The sequence below is a fragment of the Nonomuraea montanisoli genome (assembly GCF_013363975.1).
GTDB classification, from domain to species: Bacteria; Actinomycetota; Actinomycetes; order Streptosporangiales; family Streptosporangiaceae; genus Nonomuraea; species Nonomuraea montanisoli.
Genome location: NZ_JABWGN010000015.1, coordinates 1 through 16,088 on the forward strand (window position 1 = coordinate 1; position 16,088 = coordinate 16,088).

3 protein-coding genes are annotated in these 16,088 nt (G+C 76.6%); all 3 read left to right on the forward strand.

The genetic code is table 11. The features are described from left to right. A partial coding sequence (locus HTZ77_RS33580) for a type I polyketide synthase (protein ID WP_175593766.1) occupies window positions 1-1,121 on the forward strand: 1,121 nt, incomplete at its 5' end. A gap of 34 nt (window positions 1,122-1,155) precedes the next feature. Beyond that, window positions 1,156-6,105 (forward strand): type I polyketide synthase, encoded by a 4,950-nt coding sequence (locus HTZ77_RS33585; RefSeq protein WP_175593767.1) that lies wholly within the window; start codon window positions 1,156-1,158, stop codon window positions 6,103-6,105. A gap of 11 nt (window positions 6,106-6,116) precedes the next feature. Continuing rightward, entirely contained in the window at window positions 6,117-15,989 is a 9,873-nt protein-coding gene (locus HTZ77_RS47795) for a type I polyketide synthase (RefSeq protein ID WP_175593768.1), read from the forward strand. Window positions 15,990-16,088: the final 99 nt, after the last annotated feature.

The following is a 16,088-nucleotide window of genomic DNA, read 5'->3' on the forward strand; positions in this document are numbered from 1 at the left end:
CGGCGTGTGACGTGGCCGACCGCCGGGCGCTGGCCGCCCTGCTGGACGAGATTCCGTCGCTGGGCGGGGTCGTCCACACGGCTGGTGTGCTGGACGACTCGGTGGTGGAGGGTCTGACGCCGGAGCGCATGGACACGGTCCTGGCTCCGAAGGCGGACGCGGCCTGGCATCTGCACGAGCTGAGCGGAGATGTCTCCCTGTTCGTGCTGTTCTCCTCCCTCGCGGGAGTGCTGGGGAACGCTGGTCAGGGCAACTACGCCTCCGCCAACGCCTTCCTGGACGCCCTGGCCGAACACCGTAAGGGACTCGGGCTGCCGGCGGTGTCGATCGCCTGGGGACTCTGGGACACCGACTCCGGGATGACCGGCGGCCTCACCGCGGCCGACCACGCCCGCCTGGCCAGGGCCGGGATCGCCCCGCTGACCGCCGAGCAGGGCCTGGACCTGTTCGACGGCGCTCTGACGGGCGCCGAGCCCCGGGTGGTGGCCGCCCGCTGGGACGCCGCCGGGCTCCGGGCGCGCGCCGAGGCCGGAGACCTGCCGTCCGTGCTGCGCGGCCTCGTCCGGGCGCCCCGCCGTACCGCCGGGAACGCCGCCGCGACCGGAGGACCCGCCGCGCTCGCCCAGCGCCTCGCGGCCCTGCCCCGCACCGACGCGCAGCGGCTGCTCACCGACACCGTGCGCGCCCATGTCGCGGCCGTCCTCGCCCACGGCAGCGCCGACCAGATCGAGGTGGACCGGGCCTTCAACCAGCTCGGCTTCGACTCGCTGACGGCCGTAGAGCTGCGCAACCGGCTCAACGCCGACACCGGCCTGCGGCTGCCGCCGACCCTCGTCTTCGACCACCCGACCGTCACCACGCTGAGCGACTACCTCTTCCGCACCCTCGCACCCCCGTCGCCGTCGCCCGAGGACACGCTGCGCACGGCCCTGGACCGGGTCGAGGACATGATCGCCGCCGCCAACGGCGAGGGCGAGGCCCTGCGCGACCGGTTCGTGTCGCTCCTGCAGACCACGCTCGACCGGCTCGGCGCCGGGCCCAACGGCGCCGGCGACGTCGCCGACAAGATCGACTCGGCTTCGGACGAGGAGATCTTCGCCCTCATCGACAACGAACTGTGACCCCGTGACGCCCACGACCGGAAAGGCACGCCCGATGGGGACCGAGGACAAGCTCCGCGCCTACCTCAAGCGCGCCACCGTCGAACTCGCCCAGGCCCGAGCCCGCCTCACCGAGGCCGAGGAACGCCGCCACGAACCCATCGCGGTCATCGGCATGGCCTGCCGCTACCCCGGTGGCGACACGGTCGAGGACTTCTGGCGCCTGCTGCGCGACAGCGCGAACGTCGTCCGCGAGGTGCCCGCCTCCCGCTGGGACGTCGACGCCTACTACGACCCCGACCCGCGGGCGACCGGCGCCATGTACACCAGGTACGGGACGTTCCTGGACGACGTCACCGGCTGGGACGCCGAGTTCTTCGGCCTGTCGCCGCGCGAGGCGCTGCGCATGGACCCCCACCAGCGGCTGCTGCTGGAGCTGGCCTGGGAGGGCCTGGAGAACTCCGGCATCGCGCCCGCCCGGCTGGCCGGCAGCCGCACCGGCGTGATGGTCGGCTACATGGACACCCTCCAGTACGGCCGGCTGCAGATGGAGCGGCAGGGCGCGGACGCCGTCTCGGACCCGTACCTGGGCCAGGGCGCGGTGTCGAGCGTGGCGGCCGGGCGGATCGCCTACCAGCTCGACCTCATCGGCCCCACGATGACGATCGACACCGCCTGCTCCTCGTCGCTCATCGCCGTCCACCTGGCCATGGAGAGCCTGCGCCGGGGCGAGTGCGACCTCGCGATCGCGGCGGGCGCGTCGCTGACCCTGCACCCCACCACGTACGTCCAGGCGTGCGCCGGGCTGATGATGAGCGCCGACGGCCGGTGCAAGACGTTCGACGAGCGGGCCGACGGCTACGTCATGGGCGAGGGCGGCGGCCTGGTCGTGCTGGAGCCGCTGTCGAAGGCCGTCGCGAACGGCCGCCGCATCCGCGCCGTCCTGCGCGGCTCGGCGGTCAACCAGGACGGCCGCAGCAACGGGCTCACCGCGCCCAGCCGCAAGGCGCAGGCCGACGTCATCACCCGGGCGCTCGCCGCGGCCCGGATCGCCCCCGACGACATCGACTACGTCGAGGCGCACGGCTCGGGCACCCACCTGGGCGACGCCATCGAGCTGTCCGCGCTGCACGACGTCTTCGGCGGCCGCGGGCCCGGCCGGCCGCTGCGGGTCGGCGCCGTCAAGACCAACATCGGCCACACCCAGGCCGCGGCCGGCATCGCCGGGCTGATCAAGACGACGCTCATCCTGGAGAACGGGCTCATCCCGCCCAACCTGCACATGAGCACCCCGGCGGCGGCCATCCCCGAGGACGGCAGCGTCCAGCCGGTCACCGGGCCCGTGCCGCTGCCGCGCGCGGACCGGCCCCGGCTCATGGGGGTCAGCTCCTTCGGCCTGTCGGGCACGAACGCCCACGTCGTCGTCGAGGCCGCCCCGGACACCCAGGCGTCCGCCGCCGCCGGCCGGCCGGCCGCGTACGTGCTGCCCGTGTCGGCGGCCACCCGGGAGGCGCTGGGCGAGCAGGCCGGCCGGCTCGCGGAGTGGCTGGGCGAGCGGCCCGAGACGCCGCTCGCCGACCTCGCCCGCACCCTCCAGGCCGGACGCGCCGAGCTGGACCACCGCCGCGCCCTCGTCTGCACCGGCACCGGCGACGCGCTGGAGCGGCTGCGCGCCACGGCCCGGCAGGGCGACGGGCACCGCGTCAAGGGCCGCCCCCGCGTCGCGTTCCTGCTCCAGGGGGTCGGCGACCAGTACGCCGGCCTGGGCAGGGAGCTGTACGCCAGGGAGCCCGTGTACGCGCAGGCCGTGGACACCTGCGTCGAGCTGGTGGCCCGCCGCTCCGGCGTGGACCTGCGCCCCCTGTTCTTCCCGGCCGGCGACACCGCCTCCGAGCCCGCCCAGGCCGACCTGGCCGCGCTGCTCGGCCGCCGCCCCACCGGCGCGGACGACGCGTCGCCCCCGGAGCACGACCCGCTGGACCAGGCCGCCATCGCGCACCCGTTCCTGTTCACCGTCGAGTACGCGCTGGCCAGGCTGCTCCAGCACTGGGGCGTCACCCCGGACCTGCTCATCGGCTACAGCCTCGGCGAGTACGTGGCCGCCTGCCTGGCCGGCGTGTTCACCCTGGAGGACGCGCTGCACGTGGTCGTCGAGCGCGCCCACCTGATCAGTGCCGTCCCCGCGGGCCGCATGGTCGCGGTCGCCGCCCCGGAGGACCGGATCACGGCCACGCTGTCCGGCGCCGGGATCGAGGTGGACGTGGCGGCCCGCAACGGCCCGGCGATGACCGTGCTGAGCGGCCTGCCCGGCGACATCGAGGCGGCCACCGCCGCGCTGACCGCGGCGGGCCTCGCCTGCCGTCCGCTGCGCTCGGCGCACGCCTTCCACTCCACGCTGCTCCAGCCGGCCCGCGAGAAGCTCGCCGCGGTGCTGGAGGCGGTGCCGCGCCGCGCTCCGGCCATCACGATCGTCTCCAACCTCACCGGGCAGCCGCTCACCGCCGAGCAGGCGACCAGCACCTCGTACTGGGCCGACCAGCTCGTCAGCACCGTCCGCTTCGCCGACGGCGTGCGCCACTGCGTGGGGCAGGACGTGGCGGCGTTCGTGGAGCTCGGGCCGGGACAGACCCTCGGCGGCCTGGTCCGGCAGAACCTCGCGGGCGGGACCGCCACGGCGGTCCTCGGCACGCTGCCGCCCCGCTGGAGCGCGGGCGAGCGCCGCGACCCGCACCACGAGCTGCTGGCCGCCTGCGCCGCCCTGTGGGAGCTCGGGGCACCGGTGAAGTGGGACCTCACCCGCCCCGGCGACGGCCAGGTGCTCAGCCTGCCCACATACCCGTTCCAGCGCACCCGATTCTGGCCCGACCTCGGCCCCGACCACGGGACCCAGGCCCCCGCCGGACCGCGCGCCCACACCGCGAGCGGCGCCGAGACGGACGGGGACCACGTGTTCGTCCCGGCCTGGCGTCAGGACCCGGCGCGCGCCGCCGTCCCGGAGTCCGTGCGGCTGCCCGGCCCGCTCGTCGTCTTCGCCGACCCCGGCGGCGTCGGCACGGCCCTGGCCGGCCTCGCCGCGGCGGCGGGAACGCGGGTCGTCGAGGTGCACCCCCGGCCTTCCACCGCCGATCCCGCGGCCGGGCCGGTTCGCGACGGCAGGCGTCTCACCATCGACCCGGCCGCGCCCGGGCACTACGCCGAGGTGTTCGCCGGGCTCGGCGACGGGCCCGTCCACGTGGCGTACCTGTGGGGCCTGACCCCCGGCGCGCCGGACGCGTTCCCGGGGGCCTTCGCGGGGGACGCGGAGCTGCGCGCCGCCGTGGAGCACGGCTTCACCGGGCTCCTCCTGGCCGTCCAGGCGCTCGGCGACCTGCCCGGCCGCCAGGGCGTACGGCTGCTGACCGTCACCGCGGGCGCCACCGAGATCCTGGGCGGCGACACGCCCGCGCCCCACCAGGCGCTCGCCCACGGCCTCGGCCGCGCGGTGCGGCACGAGTACCCCGGCCTGACCTGGAGCGGCGTCGACCTCGACCCCGAGCCCGACGGGCGGGCGGCGGCGCGGCTGGCCCACGAGCTGACGACCGAGCCGTCCGACGGCGAGGAGCCCGATGCCCGCGACCCGCTGACGGGCTGGCGGCGCGGCCGCCGCTGGATCCGCGCATGGGCCCAGGCCCCCGACCCGGCTCCCGAGGACGCCGTGTGGCGGGCCGACGGGGCGTACCTCATCACCGGTGGCACCCGCGGCCTGGGCATGGCGCTCGCCAAGCACCTCGTGCGCTCCGGCGTCCGCCGCCTCGCCCTCGTCGGCCGCACCCCCATCCCCCGGGAGACCGGCCGCACCCCCGTCCCCCGGGAGACCGGCCGCACCCCCGTCCCCCGGGAGACCGGCCGCATCGCCCTCCCCGGTGAGGTCGGCCAGACCCCCACGGCGGGGGAGCCCGGCGACCGGGTGGCGGCGACCCTGCGGGACGTGGCCGAGCTGGAGGCCGCCGGCGCCGAGGTGCTGCTGCTCACCGCCGACACCGGCGTCCCCGCCGAGCTGCGCGCGGCACTGGCCCGCGCCCGCGAGCGCTTCGGCCGGCTCCACGGCGTCGTCCACGCCGCCGGCCTGCCCGCCGGCGGCCTGACGCAGCGCCGCACGGTCGCCGACGCCACCGCGGTGCTCGCCCCCAAGGTCCTCGCCATGGGCCCCCTGGCCGAGCTGGTCGGCCCGGACACGCCCGCCGACGAGCGGCCCGAGCTGCTCGTCCTCTACTCCTCCGCCGTCACCGCGTTCGGCGGCATCGGCGAGGCCGACTACTGCGCCGCCAACACCGTCCTCGACGCGTACGGGCAGGCGCTGGACGCGTCCTCCTCGACCCGGGTCGTCTCGGTGGCCTGGGGCCCGTGGCGGCACGACGTGTGGCAGGCCGAGAACCTCAAGACCACCGGCGGCCTCGCCGAGCGGGTGGCCGCCTACCGCGCCGCCCACGGCTTCACGGACGAGGCGGGCTGCGCGCTGCTCGACCGCGTCGTGGCCGGTGGTCACGGCGGGGTCATGGCCGTGCGGCAGCCGCTGCGCGCGGTGCTGGACGCCTGGTCGAGCATGCTCGACCTGGACGACCTCGTCGGCGCCGCCGTGGCGGCCGGCCCGAAGGGCGAGCGGTTCCCGCGCCCGCGGCTGCGCGCCGACTACGTGCCGCCCCGCTCGGACGCCGAGGCGCGCATGGCCGACCTGTGGGGCGCCTTCCTCGGCATCGACGCGGTCGGCGTCCACGACCCGTTCTTCGACCTCGGCGGCAACTCGCTGGTCGGCATGGCCATGGTGCTCGCCATCGAGAAGGAGCTCGGCCGGCCGGTGCCGCCCGCGCTGCTGTTCGAGCACGCGACCGTCGCGGAGTTCACGGCGGCGCTCGGCGCGGCCGGGGCCGGCGGCGACGGCAGTGGCGGGAGCGGCCAGGAGGCGCTGGCCGGCAGTTCGGCACGGGGGGAACGGCGGCGCAGGGCCCGTTCCGGCAACCGGAGATGAGGACGATTGACGTGATCGACGACATCGACGAGATCGACGGCGAGAGCTCCGGCACCGACATCGCGATCGTCGGCATGTCGGGGCGCTTCCCGGGGGCGGCCGACGTGGCCGGGCTGTGGTCCGTGATCCGGTCCGGCGCGTCCGGCGTCACCCGGTTCACCGACGACGAGCTGCGCGCCGCCGGCGTCCCCGAGGAGCTCATCGCCGACCCGTCGTACGTGAAGGCGAGCCCGGTGATCGACGGCGTCGAGCTGTTCGACGCGGGCTTCTTCGGGATCGGCCCGAAGGAGGCGCAGATCCTCGACCCGCAGCACCGGCTGTTCCTTGAGCACGGCTGGACGGCGCTGGAGGACGCCGGGTGCGACCCGACGCGCTTCGACGGGGCCGTCGGCGTGTTCGCCGGCTGCGCGCACAGCTCGTACATGCAGAACAACCTGCTGCCCAGCGGCATCGGCGCCGTCATGGGCGAGCTCGCGGTCGGGCTGGCCAACGACAAGGACTCCCTCACCACCCGCGTCGCGCACACCCTCGGCCTGTCCGGCCCCAGCTACGGCGTGCAGAGCTACTGCTCGACGTCGCTGGTCGCCGTGTGCGCCGCCGCGACCAGCCTGGCGAGCTTCGAGTGCGACCTGGCGCTGGCCGGCGGCGTCGCCGTGAACGTGCCGCACCGCGTCGGCTACCTCTACCAGCAGGGCGGCATCGCGCCGCCCGACGGTGAGTGCCGCGCGTTCGACGCGGGCGGCCTGGGCGCGCCGCTCGGCAGCGGCGTCGGCGTGGTCGCGCTGCGGCGGCTGGAGGACGCGCTGGCCGACGGCGACCAGATCTACGCCGTGCTGCGCGGCTGGGCGGTCAACAACGACGCCGGACGCAAGGTCGGCTTCACCGCCCCCGGCGTGCAGGGGCAGGCGGCGGTCATGGCGGAGGCGCTGGCGAGCGCCGGGCTGACCCCCGCCGACATCGACTACGTCGAGGCGCACGGCACCGGCACCGCGCTCGGCGACGCGGCCGAGCTGGCCGCGTTGCAGCAGGTGTTCCGGGACGAGTCCGTCCTCATCGGGTCCGTCAAGACGAACCTCGGCCACCTCGACCGCGCCGCCGGCGTCACCAACCTCATCAAGGTCGCGCTCTCCCTGCGCCACGACGAGATCCCGCCGACCGTCAACCTGACCGACCCCAACCCGCAGCTCGCCTCCGGCCAGGCCCGGCTGGAGATCGTCACCGGGCTGCGCCGCTGGCCGCGCGAGGCGGGCCGGACCCGCCGCGCCGGGGTGAGCGCGTTCGGCATCGGCGGCACGAACGCGCACGTGGTGGTCGAGGAGGCGCCGCTGGTGCCGCGCACCGAGGAGCAGCCGCGCCCCGAGCTGCTCGTCTGGTCCGCCCGTACGGCCTCCGCCGCCGACGCGATGACGGAACGCCTGGCCGCGCACCTGGCCGCCGACGGCTCCGCGCACCGGCTGGCCGACGTCGCCCACACGCTGCAGACCGGGCGGCAGGTGTTCGCCCACCGGCGGATGGCGGTGGCCTCCTCCACGGACGAGGCGGCCGGGCGGATCCGGTCCGGGGCGGTGCTCGGCGGCGCCGGGAGCCGCGCCGACCGGCCCGTCGCCTTCCTCATCGCCGGCACCGGCGAGCAGTACCCGGGGATGGCCGCCGAGCTGTACGAGAGCGAGCCGGTGTTCCGGGCGGCGCTCGACAAGTGCCGCGCCGAGCTGCGGCGCCGGACGGGCGGCGAGGACCCGCTCGCCGAGATGATCGGGCCGCGGCGGGGCGGCGAGGGGGACGCGCTCGGCCGGTTGCTCGGCCGCGCCTCCGCGCCCGCCGCGGCGCCCCCCACCCGGGTGCTCCAGCCCGCGCTGTTCGCCGTCGAGTACGCGCTGGCGCGGCTCGTCCAGTCGTGGGGCGTCGAGCCGGCCGCGCTGGCCGGCTACAGCCTCGGCGAGTACGTCGCGGCATGCCTGGCCGGGGTGATGTCCCTGGAGTCGGCCGTCGCGCTGGTCGCCCACCGGGCCGCCCTCATCGACGAGCTGCCGCCCGGCCGGATGTGCGCGGTGCCGCTCGCCGCCGCCGACCTGCGGGAGCGCCTGGCCGGCGTGACCGGTGTGGACGTCGCCGCGGTCAGCGGGCCCGAGCTGACCGTGCTGGCCGGCGACCCGGCGGCGATGGCCGAGGCCAGGGCGCTGCTGGAGGCGGACGGGGTGCCCTGCCGCCCGCTGGCGACCAGCCACGCCTTCCACTCGCGGATGATGGAGCCGCTGCGGGAGCGGCTGACCGCCTGGATCGCCGAGAACGTCCCGCTCCACGCGCCCCGCGTCCCCGTCGTCTCCAACGTCACCGGCGAGCTCGCCACCGCCGCGCAGCTCACCGACCCGGCGTACTGGGCCGAGCACATGTGCGCGACCGTGCGCTTCGACGGCGTCCTGAGCACGCTGCTGCGGCTGGACGGCGACGCGGCGCTGCTGGAGATCGGGCCCGGCCAGTCGCTGGGCGCGATGGCGCGCGGCCACCGCGACTGCCCGCCGGACCGCTGGCCGCTCGTCGTCGCCACGCTGCCGGGTGCGGACGACCCGCGCCCGGCGGGGGAGGCGCTGGCGGAGGCGGCCGGGCGGCTGTGGCTGGCCGGGGTGCCGATCGACTGGTCGGGCTACCGGCAGGACCGGCCGGTGGCCAAGGTGGGGCTGCCGACGTATCCGTTCGAGCGGGAGCGCTACTGGATCGACCCGCCGTCCCAGGCGTCCGCCCCGGTCGCCGCCCCGGTCGCCGTCCCGGCCGCGGCCGGTCAGCGGGCTTCCGATGGCGGCGCCACTTCGCAGGCCCTGAACGGCGTCACCCCGCAGGCCGTGAACGGCGCCGCCCCGTCCTTCGGTGTCGCTTCGTCCTTCGGTGTCGGTTCGTCCTTCGGTGTCGCGGGCGAGGTCTCGGCCGGGCGCCCGCACGTCGAGCTGCTGGTCCCGGAGTGGATCCCGGCGGGGGTTCCCGAGCGCGGGACGCCGGCCCGGGTGGGGCGCTGCGTGCTCGTCTCGGGTGGCGTGCTCGTCTCGGGTGGCGTGCCTGTCTCGGGTGGCGCGGGCGGCGAGGCGGTCGTAAGTGGCGCGGACGGCCGTGGCACCGAGGTGGCCGCGGCCGGTGCGGACGCTCAGGCGGCCGAAGCGCTGGCGCGGTCGTTGCGGGCGCACGGCGTGGACGTCGTGACGGTCACCGGGCCGGACGACCCCGCGGCGCTCACCCGCGCACTGGACGCCTCCACCACCCCCGGCCTGGACCTCTCCGCCACCCGCGGTCTGGACGTCTCCGCCCCGGTCACGGTCGTGGACCTCCGCCTTCTCGCGCCGACCCTGGACTCCTCGGGTCCTGACGGCTCCGCGGCCGGGGGCGGGCTGGTGCCCGTGGCGCGGCTGCTGGCGGCGTTCGGCGAGCAGGGCGGGGACGGGACCCGGGTCCTGCTGGTCACGCGCGGCGGTCAGGCGGCGGCGGACGGGGAGGTCCCGGACGCCGCGCACGCGGCCGCGGCGACCCTGCCGATGGTCGCCAACCAGGAGTACCTCAGCCTCGACTGCGCCGCCGTGGACCTCGACCCGGACGCCGACGCCCAGGCCGTGGCCGACGCGCTGACCGGCGAGATCCTGAACCCGTCCGGCGAGGTCTTCGTCGCCTACCGTGACGGCACCCGCCTCCTCCGCGCCTTCACCCCGGGCGAGCCGCCCGCCTCAGAAAGGGCCGCCTCCGAGCTGCCTGCCTCCGAGCTGCCTGCCTCCGAGCCGTCCGCCTCCGAGCCGTCCGCCTCCGAGCCGTCCGCCTCCGAGCCGTCCGCCTCCGAGGCCGGGGGGACGTACCTGGTCACCGGCGGTCTGGGCGACGTCGGGCTGCTCGTCGCCGAGCACCTGGCCCGCGCCGGCGCCGCCCGGCTGGTCCTCACCAGCCGCGCCGGCCTCCCCGCCGACCCGGGCGACCCGCGCCGTGAGGCGGTCGAGCGCATACGCGCCCTGGTCGCCGAGGTGCTCACCCCCGCCGTGGACGTCACCGACGCCGCCGCCATGCGCGCCACGCTCGCCGGCCTCGCCGATCGCGGCGCGTACCGGCTGGACGGGGTCGTGCACGCCGCGGCCGACACGCGGCCCGGCGGCTTCCGCCCGCTGCGCGACCTCGACGACGAGGCCGTCGCCCGCCACTTCGCCGCCAAGGTGACCGGCGCCCAGGTGCTGGAGCAGGTGCTGGGCGAGCTCCCGGCCGACCGGGCGCCGCGCTTCTGCCTCGTGTTCTCGTCCACCTCGGCCGTTCTCGGCGGCATCACGTTCGGCAGCTACGCCGCCGCCAACGCCGCCCTGACCGCGCTCGCCCACCGCGGCCACTCCGCCTGGGAGCGGGGCCGTACCCCCACCCGGTGGGTGGCGGCGAGCTGGGACACCTGGGCCGTCACCCTTGACCGGCTGGAGGGCGGCATGGGCGCGGCGATGGCCGCGCACTCGATGAGCGCGGCGGAGTCGCTGGCGGCCTTCGACCGGCTGACGGCCGCGACGCGGCCCGGGCTGGTGGTCGCGGCGGGCGGGCTGGACGACCGGCTGCCCCGCTCCGTGCCCGCCGCCACGGCCCTCCTCGCCGGGTCCGTCCCCGAGGCCGGTGCGGAGGGGCTGCCCGCCGGCGCCGGCGACCGGTTTCCGCGCCCCGAGCTTCCGCAGCCCTACACCCCGCCGCAGTCGCCGGTGGAGCACGCGCTCGCGGCGCTCTGGTCCGAGGTGCTGGGCGTCGAGCCGGTCGGCACCCGGGACAACTTCTTCGACCTCGGCGGCAACTCGCTGGTGGCGCTGCAGATGCTCGCCCTGGTGAAGCAGCGGTTCGGGGTGGCGGTGCCCACCGTGGCGCTGTTCGAGGCGCCGACGGTCGGCACCCTGGCCGTCATCCTGGACGAACGCGGCGCAACAGCGACAGCCCCGTCCACAGCCACGGCAGTCACGGAGCCCGCGTCCCTGCCCGCCGTCCGCGTCGTCGGCGAGCGCACCAGGACCGCCACCGAGGACGACCGCCGCATCGCGATCATCGGCATGGCCGGCCGCTTCCCCGGCGCCCCGGACGTGGCCACGTTCTGGCGCAACCTCAACGACGGCGTCGAGTCCATCAGCTTCTTCTCCGAGGAGGAGCTGCTGGCCGCCGGGGCCGACCCCGAGCAGATCAAGGACCCCGCGTACGTGCCGGCCCGGCCCGTCCTGGACGACGTCAGCGGCTTCGACGCGGCCTTCTTCGGCATGAGCCCCCGCATGGCCGCCATCACCGACCCGCAGCAGCGCGCCTTCCTGGAGGTGTGCTGGGAGGCGCTCGAACAGGGCGGCTACGCGGCGCCGGAGCACCGGGGCCGGGTGGGCGTGTTCGGCGGCGCCAACATCAGCACGTACCTGCTCCGGATGACCGACCACCTGCTCGGCGGCGGCCAGAACGAGTTCAGCGGGTTCGAGGTCATCATGGGCAACGACAAGGACGCCCTCACCACGACCGTGTCGTACCTGTTCGACCTGTACGGGCCGAGTGTCGCGGTGCAGACGTTCTGCTCCACCTCGCTGGTGGCCGCGCACCTGGCCGTGCAGAGCCTGCGGGCCGGGGACTGCGAGCTGGCGCTCGCGGGCGGCGTGTCGATCCGCGTGCCGGACCGGGTCGGCCACCTGTACGGGCCGGGCGGCCAGGAGTCGCCCGACGGCCACGTGCGCGCCTTCGACGCCGCCGCCAAGGGCAGCATGTTCGGCGACGGCGCCGCCGCCGTGCTGCTGAAGCGGCTGCCCGACGCGATCCGCGACGGCGACCACGTCTGGGCCGTCATCCGCGGCTCGGCCATGAACAACGACGGCGCGCTCAAGGTCGGCTACACCGCGCCCAGCGTCGTCGGCCAGTCCCGGGTCATCGCCGACGCGATGGCCGACGCCGGCGTCACCGGCGAGGACATCAGTTACGTCGAGGCGCACGGCACCGCGACCGAGCTGGGCGACCCCATCGAGGTGGCCGCCCTGACCCGGGCCTTCGGCACGACGCGGGAGCGGCGGTACTGCCCGATCGGTTCGGTCAAGACCAACGTCGGCCACCTCGACCGGGCGGCCGGGGCGAGCGGCCTCATCAAGACCTCGCTCGCCGCGCACCACGGGATCATCCCGGCCAGCCTGCACTACACCAGCCCCAACCCCGAGATCGACTTCGACGGCAGCCCCTTCTACGTCAACGCCGAGCTGTCCCCGTGGCGCACCCGCGACGGCAGGCCGCGCATCGCGGGGCTCAACTCGCTCGGGATGGGCGGGACGAACGTGCACATGGTGATCGAGGAGGCCCCCGCCCGTGACCAGGGCGTTCCGGGGACCGGGCGCCGGTACCAGGTGGTGCCGGTCTCGGCTCGTACGGCCGCGGCGGCGGACGAGGCGTGCCGGCGGCTCGGCCGGCACCTCGGCGCCGAGCCCGGCCCGCGGCTCGCCGACGTCGCCTACACGCTCCAGGTGGGGCGCAAGACGTTCGAGCACCGCAGGGCCGTCGTGGCCGGCGACGTCGCGACGGCCGCCGCGGCGCTCGACGGGCGGCGGGCGGACGATCTGCTGGGCCGGGTCGAGACGGTGCAGGGCCGGCAGGTGGCGTTCCTGTTGGCGGGCGTCGGCGAGCAGTACCCGGGCCTGGCGGGCGACCTCTACCGGCACGAGCCGGCCTTCCGCGCCGCGCTGGACGAGTGCCTGGCCCACCTGGCCGGGGCGCTGGACGGAGTCGTGGACGCGGCCGAGCTGGCCGACCTGCTGACCGGCGAGCGCGGCGAGAGCGGCGGGCTGGCCGCGCTCCTCGGCCGAGCCGCCCCCGCCGGGAACGGCCGGGAGGCCGCGCTGCGGCGGACCGAGGTGGTGCAGCCCGCGCTGTTCGCCGTCGAGTACGCGCTCGCCCGCACGCTCATGGCCTGGGGCCTCCAGCCGCGGCTCATGCTCGGCTACAGCCTCGGCGAGTACGTCGCCGCCTGCCTGTCCGGTGTGCTGTCCCTGCCCGACGCCGTCGCCCTGGTCGCGCACCGGGCCCGGCTCATCGCCCGGATGCCCGCCGGCTCCATGCTGGCCGTCTCGCTGCCGCCCGACCGGCTGCGCGCCCGCTTCCGGCTGGACGGGCGCGGCCTCGACGTCGCCGCCGTCAACGGCCCGCAGGTCACCGTGGTCGCCGGCCCGGCCGAGGACGTCGAACGGCTGGCCGAGGACCTGCGCGCCGCCGAGGTGCCGTGCCGGCCGCTGGAGACCACCCACGCCTTCCACTCCCGCATGCTGGAGCCGCTGGCCGAGGAGCTGACCCGGTGGGTCGCCGCCAACGTCCGGCTCAACCCGCCGGCCCTGCCGTACGTGTCGAACCTGACCGGCGCCGTCGCGGACGCCGCGCTCGTGCAGGACCCCGGCTACTGGGCGCGGCACATGTGCGGCACGGTCCGCTTCGCCGACGGCATCGGCACGCTGCTGGCCGACCCCGGCCTCGCCGTGGTGGAGATCGGGCCGGGGCAGTCGCTCGGCGCGATGGTGCGCGGCGCGGGCTGCCCGCCGGAGCGGTGGCCGCTGGTCACGCACACGCTGCCCGCCGCGAGCGACACGCGGCCCGGCGACGAGGCCCTGGCCGGCGCCCTGGCCCGGCTGTGGCTGTGCGGCGTCACCCTCGACTGGAACGTCTACCACGGCCGCACCCCGGAAGGCCCTCAGGAGGGACTGCCCGGCCGGGTGCCGCTGCCGACGTACCCGTTCCAGCGGCAGCGCTACTGGATCGACCCGCCCGCGGGGGCGCGCAGGGAGGCCGGCGAGCCCGCGGCGGAGGCGCCCGCCGACCTGTTCGAGGCGATCACCAGCCTGCCCAAGCTGCCCGAGGAGCAGTGGCTGTACCTGCCGGTGTGGCGGCAGACCGCGCCCCCCGCCGCCGCGGAGCGGCAGCCCGGGTCGTGGCTGGTGTTCACCCGCGACGGGCTCGCCGACGAGGCCGCCGACCGGCTGCGCGCCGCCGTCGCCCCCACGGGCGCGGCCGTGACCGCGGTACGGCCGGGCGACGCCTACGCCGCCACCGCCGACGGCTACACGATCCGGCCGGGTGACGTGGCCGACACCCTGGCCCTGCTGCGCGACCTGCGCCTCGCCGGCCGCCCCCTGGACCGCGTCGTCCACCTGTGGACCCTGGACGCCCCGGACCCGGTGGCTTCGGGCGCGGACACCCCGGGCCCGACCGGGCCGGGCCTGGTGGTCCCGGGCGCGGGCACCCCGGACCCGACCGAGCCGGGAGTGGAGACCGCTGCGGAGGACCCGGCCGCCGCCGGACACGCCGTGGACCTCGGTCTGCGCACGCTCGTGGCGCTCGCCCGCGCCGCCGGCGAGTCCGGCATCGGAGCCTGGTCGCTGGACGTGGCCGTCGCCGGGACGCAGCCGGTGCTCGGCGACGAGGTGGCCGACCCGTACGGCGCGACGCTGCTCGGCCCGTGCGCGGTGATCCCGCTGGAGTACCCCGGCGTGACCACCCGCCTCGTCGACCTGCCCGCCGGACCCGGGACGCGCGACCTGGACGGCCTGGCCGCCGAGCTGGCCCGCCCGCAGAGCGAGCGCACCGTGGCGCTGCGCCGGGGCCGCCGTTGGGTCCCCGGCTACGACCCCCTCCCGGCCCCGCCCCCTGGGACGGAGCCGCTGCGGGAGGGCGGCGTGTACCTGGTCACCGGCGGCCTCGGCGGCATCGCCCTGGGCCTGGCCGAGCACCTGGTCCGCGCGTGCCGGGCGCGGCTGGTGCTGCTGGCCCGCCACGGCCTGCCGCCCCGCGCCGACTGGGCCGGGATCCTGTCCGGCGACACCCACGCCGGGGAGACCACCCGGCGGCGCGTCCGGGCCGTCGCGGAGCTGGAGGCGCTGGGCGCCGAGGTCGAGATCGTCACCGGCGACGTCTCCCGGCCCGAGGACGTGCGCCGCGCCGTGGACACGGCCGTCGCCCGCTTCGGGGCCCTGCACGGCGTCCTGCACGCGGCCGGCGTCCCCGCCATGGGCCTCATGCAGTTCAAACGTCCCGAGGAGCTGGACGAGGTGCTGGCGCCCAAGCTCGCCGGCACCCTCGCCCTGGCCGAGGCGCTGCGCCTGGGCCGGCCGGACGAGGTCGAGCTGGACTTCCTCGTGCTGTTCTCCTCGATCACCTCGGCCACCGGCGGCGGCCCCGGCCAGGTCGACTACTGCGCCGCCAACGCCTTCCTCGACGCCTACGCCCACCGGCTGGCCGCGACGGGACGGCGCGTGGTGTCGGTCGGCTGGGGCGAGTGGACGTGGAACGCCTGGGAGGCCGGGCTCGCCGGGTACGAGGAGGCGCTGGCCGACTTCTTCCGGCAGAACCGGGCCCGCGTCGGCATCGCGTTCGACGACGGCTGGCGCTCGATGCTGCGCGCCCTGGCCACCGGCGAGCCAAGGGTCGTCGTCTCCACCCAGGACTTCCCGACGCTGGTGCGCGGCAGCAGCGAGTTCACCGTGGACGTGGTGACCTCGCCGGCGATGGGCGGCGCGAGCGGCGAGCGGCACCCGAGGCCCGAGCTGCTCACCGCCTACCAGGAGCCGGACGGCCACGCCGAGGAGACCATCGCCGCCATCTGGGGCGAGTCGCTGCGCCTCGACCGGGTCGGGGTGCTGGACAACTTCTTCGAGCTCGGCGGCAACTCGCTGCTCGGCGTCGCCATCGTGGCCGCCGTGCGGCGCGCGTTCGAGCTGGACGAGCTGCCGCCGCACGTCCTGTACGAGGCGCCGACCGTGGCCGCGCTCGGCCGGACCGTCGAGGCGCTGGCCTCGGGCGCGGCCCCGGCCCTGGCCGGCTCGGGCGGCGGCAGCCAGGTGCGCGCGCAGCTACGCCGCTCCGGCCTGGAGGCGTCGGCGGCGCGCAGGCGAGGACGGTGACGGCCGCCCATGACCCACGACCCCTACGCGGTGCCGGACGACTTCAGGACGGCACCCCTACCGGCGGCCGGACGACCTCCGGTCGGCGGATCCTACGAG

What these genes read in the sequence shown, in the direction of transcription:
- HTZ77_RS33585 (WP_175593767.1), top strand. Translation starts at nt 1,156, where the DNA reads ATGGGGACCGAGGACAAGCTCCGCGCCTACCTCAAGCGCGCCACCGTC.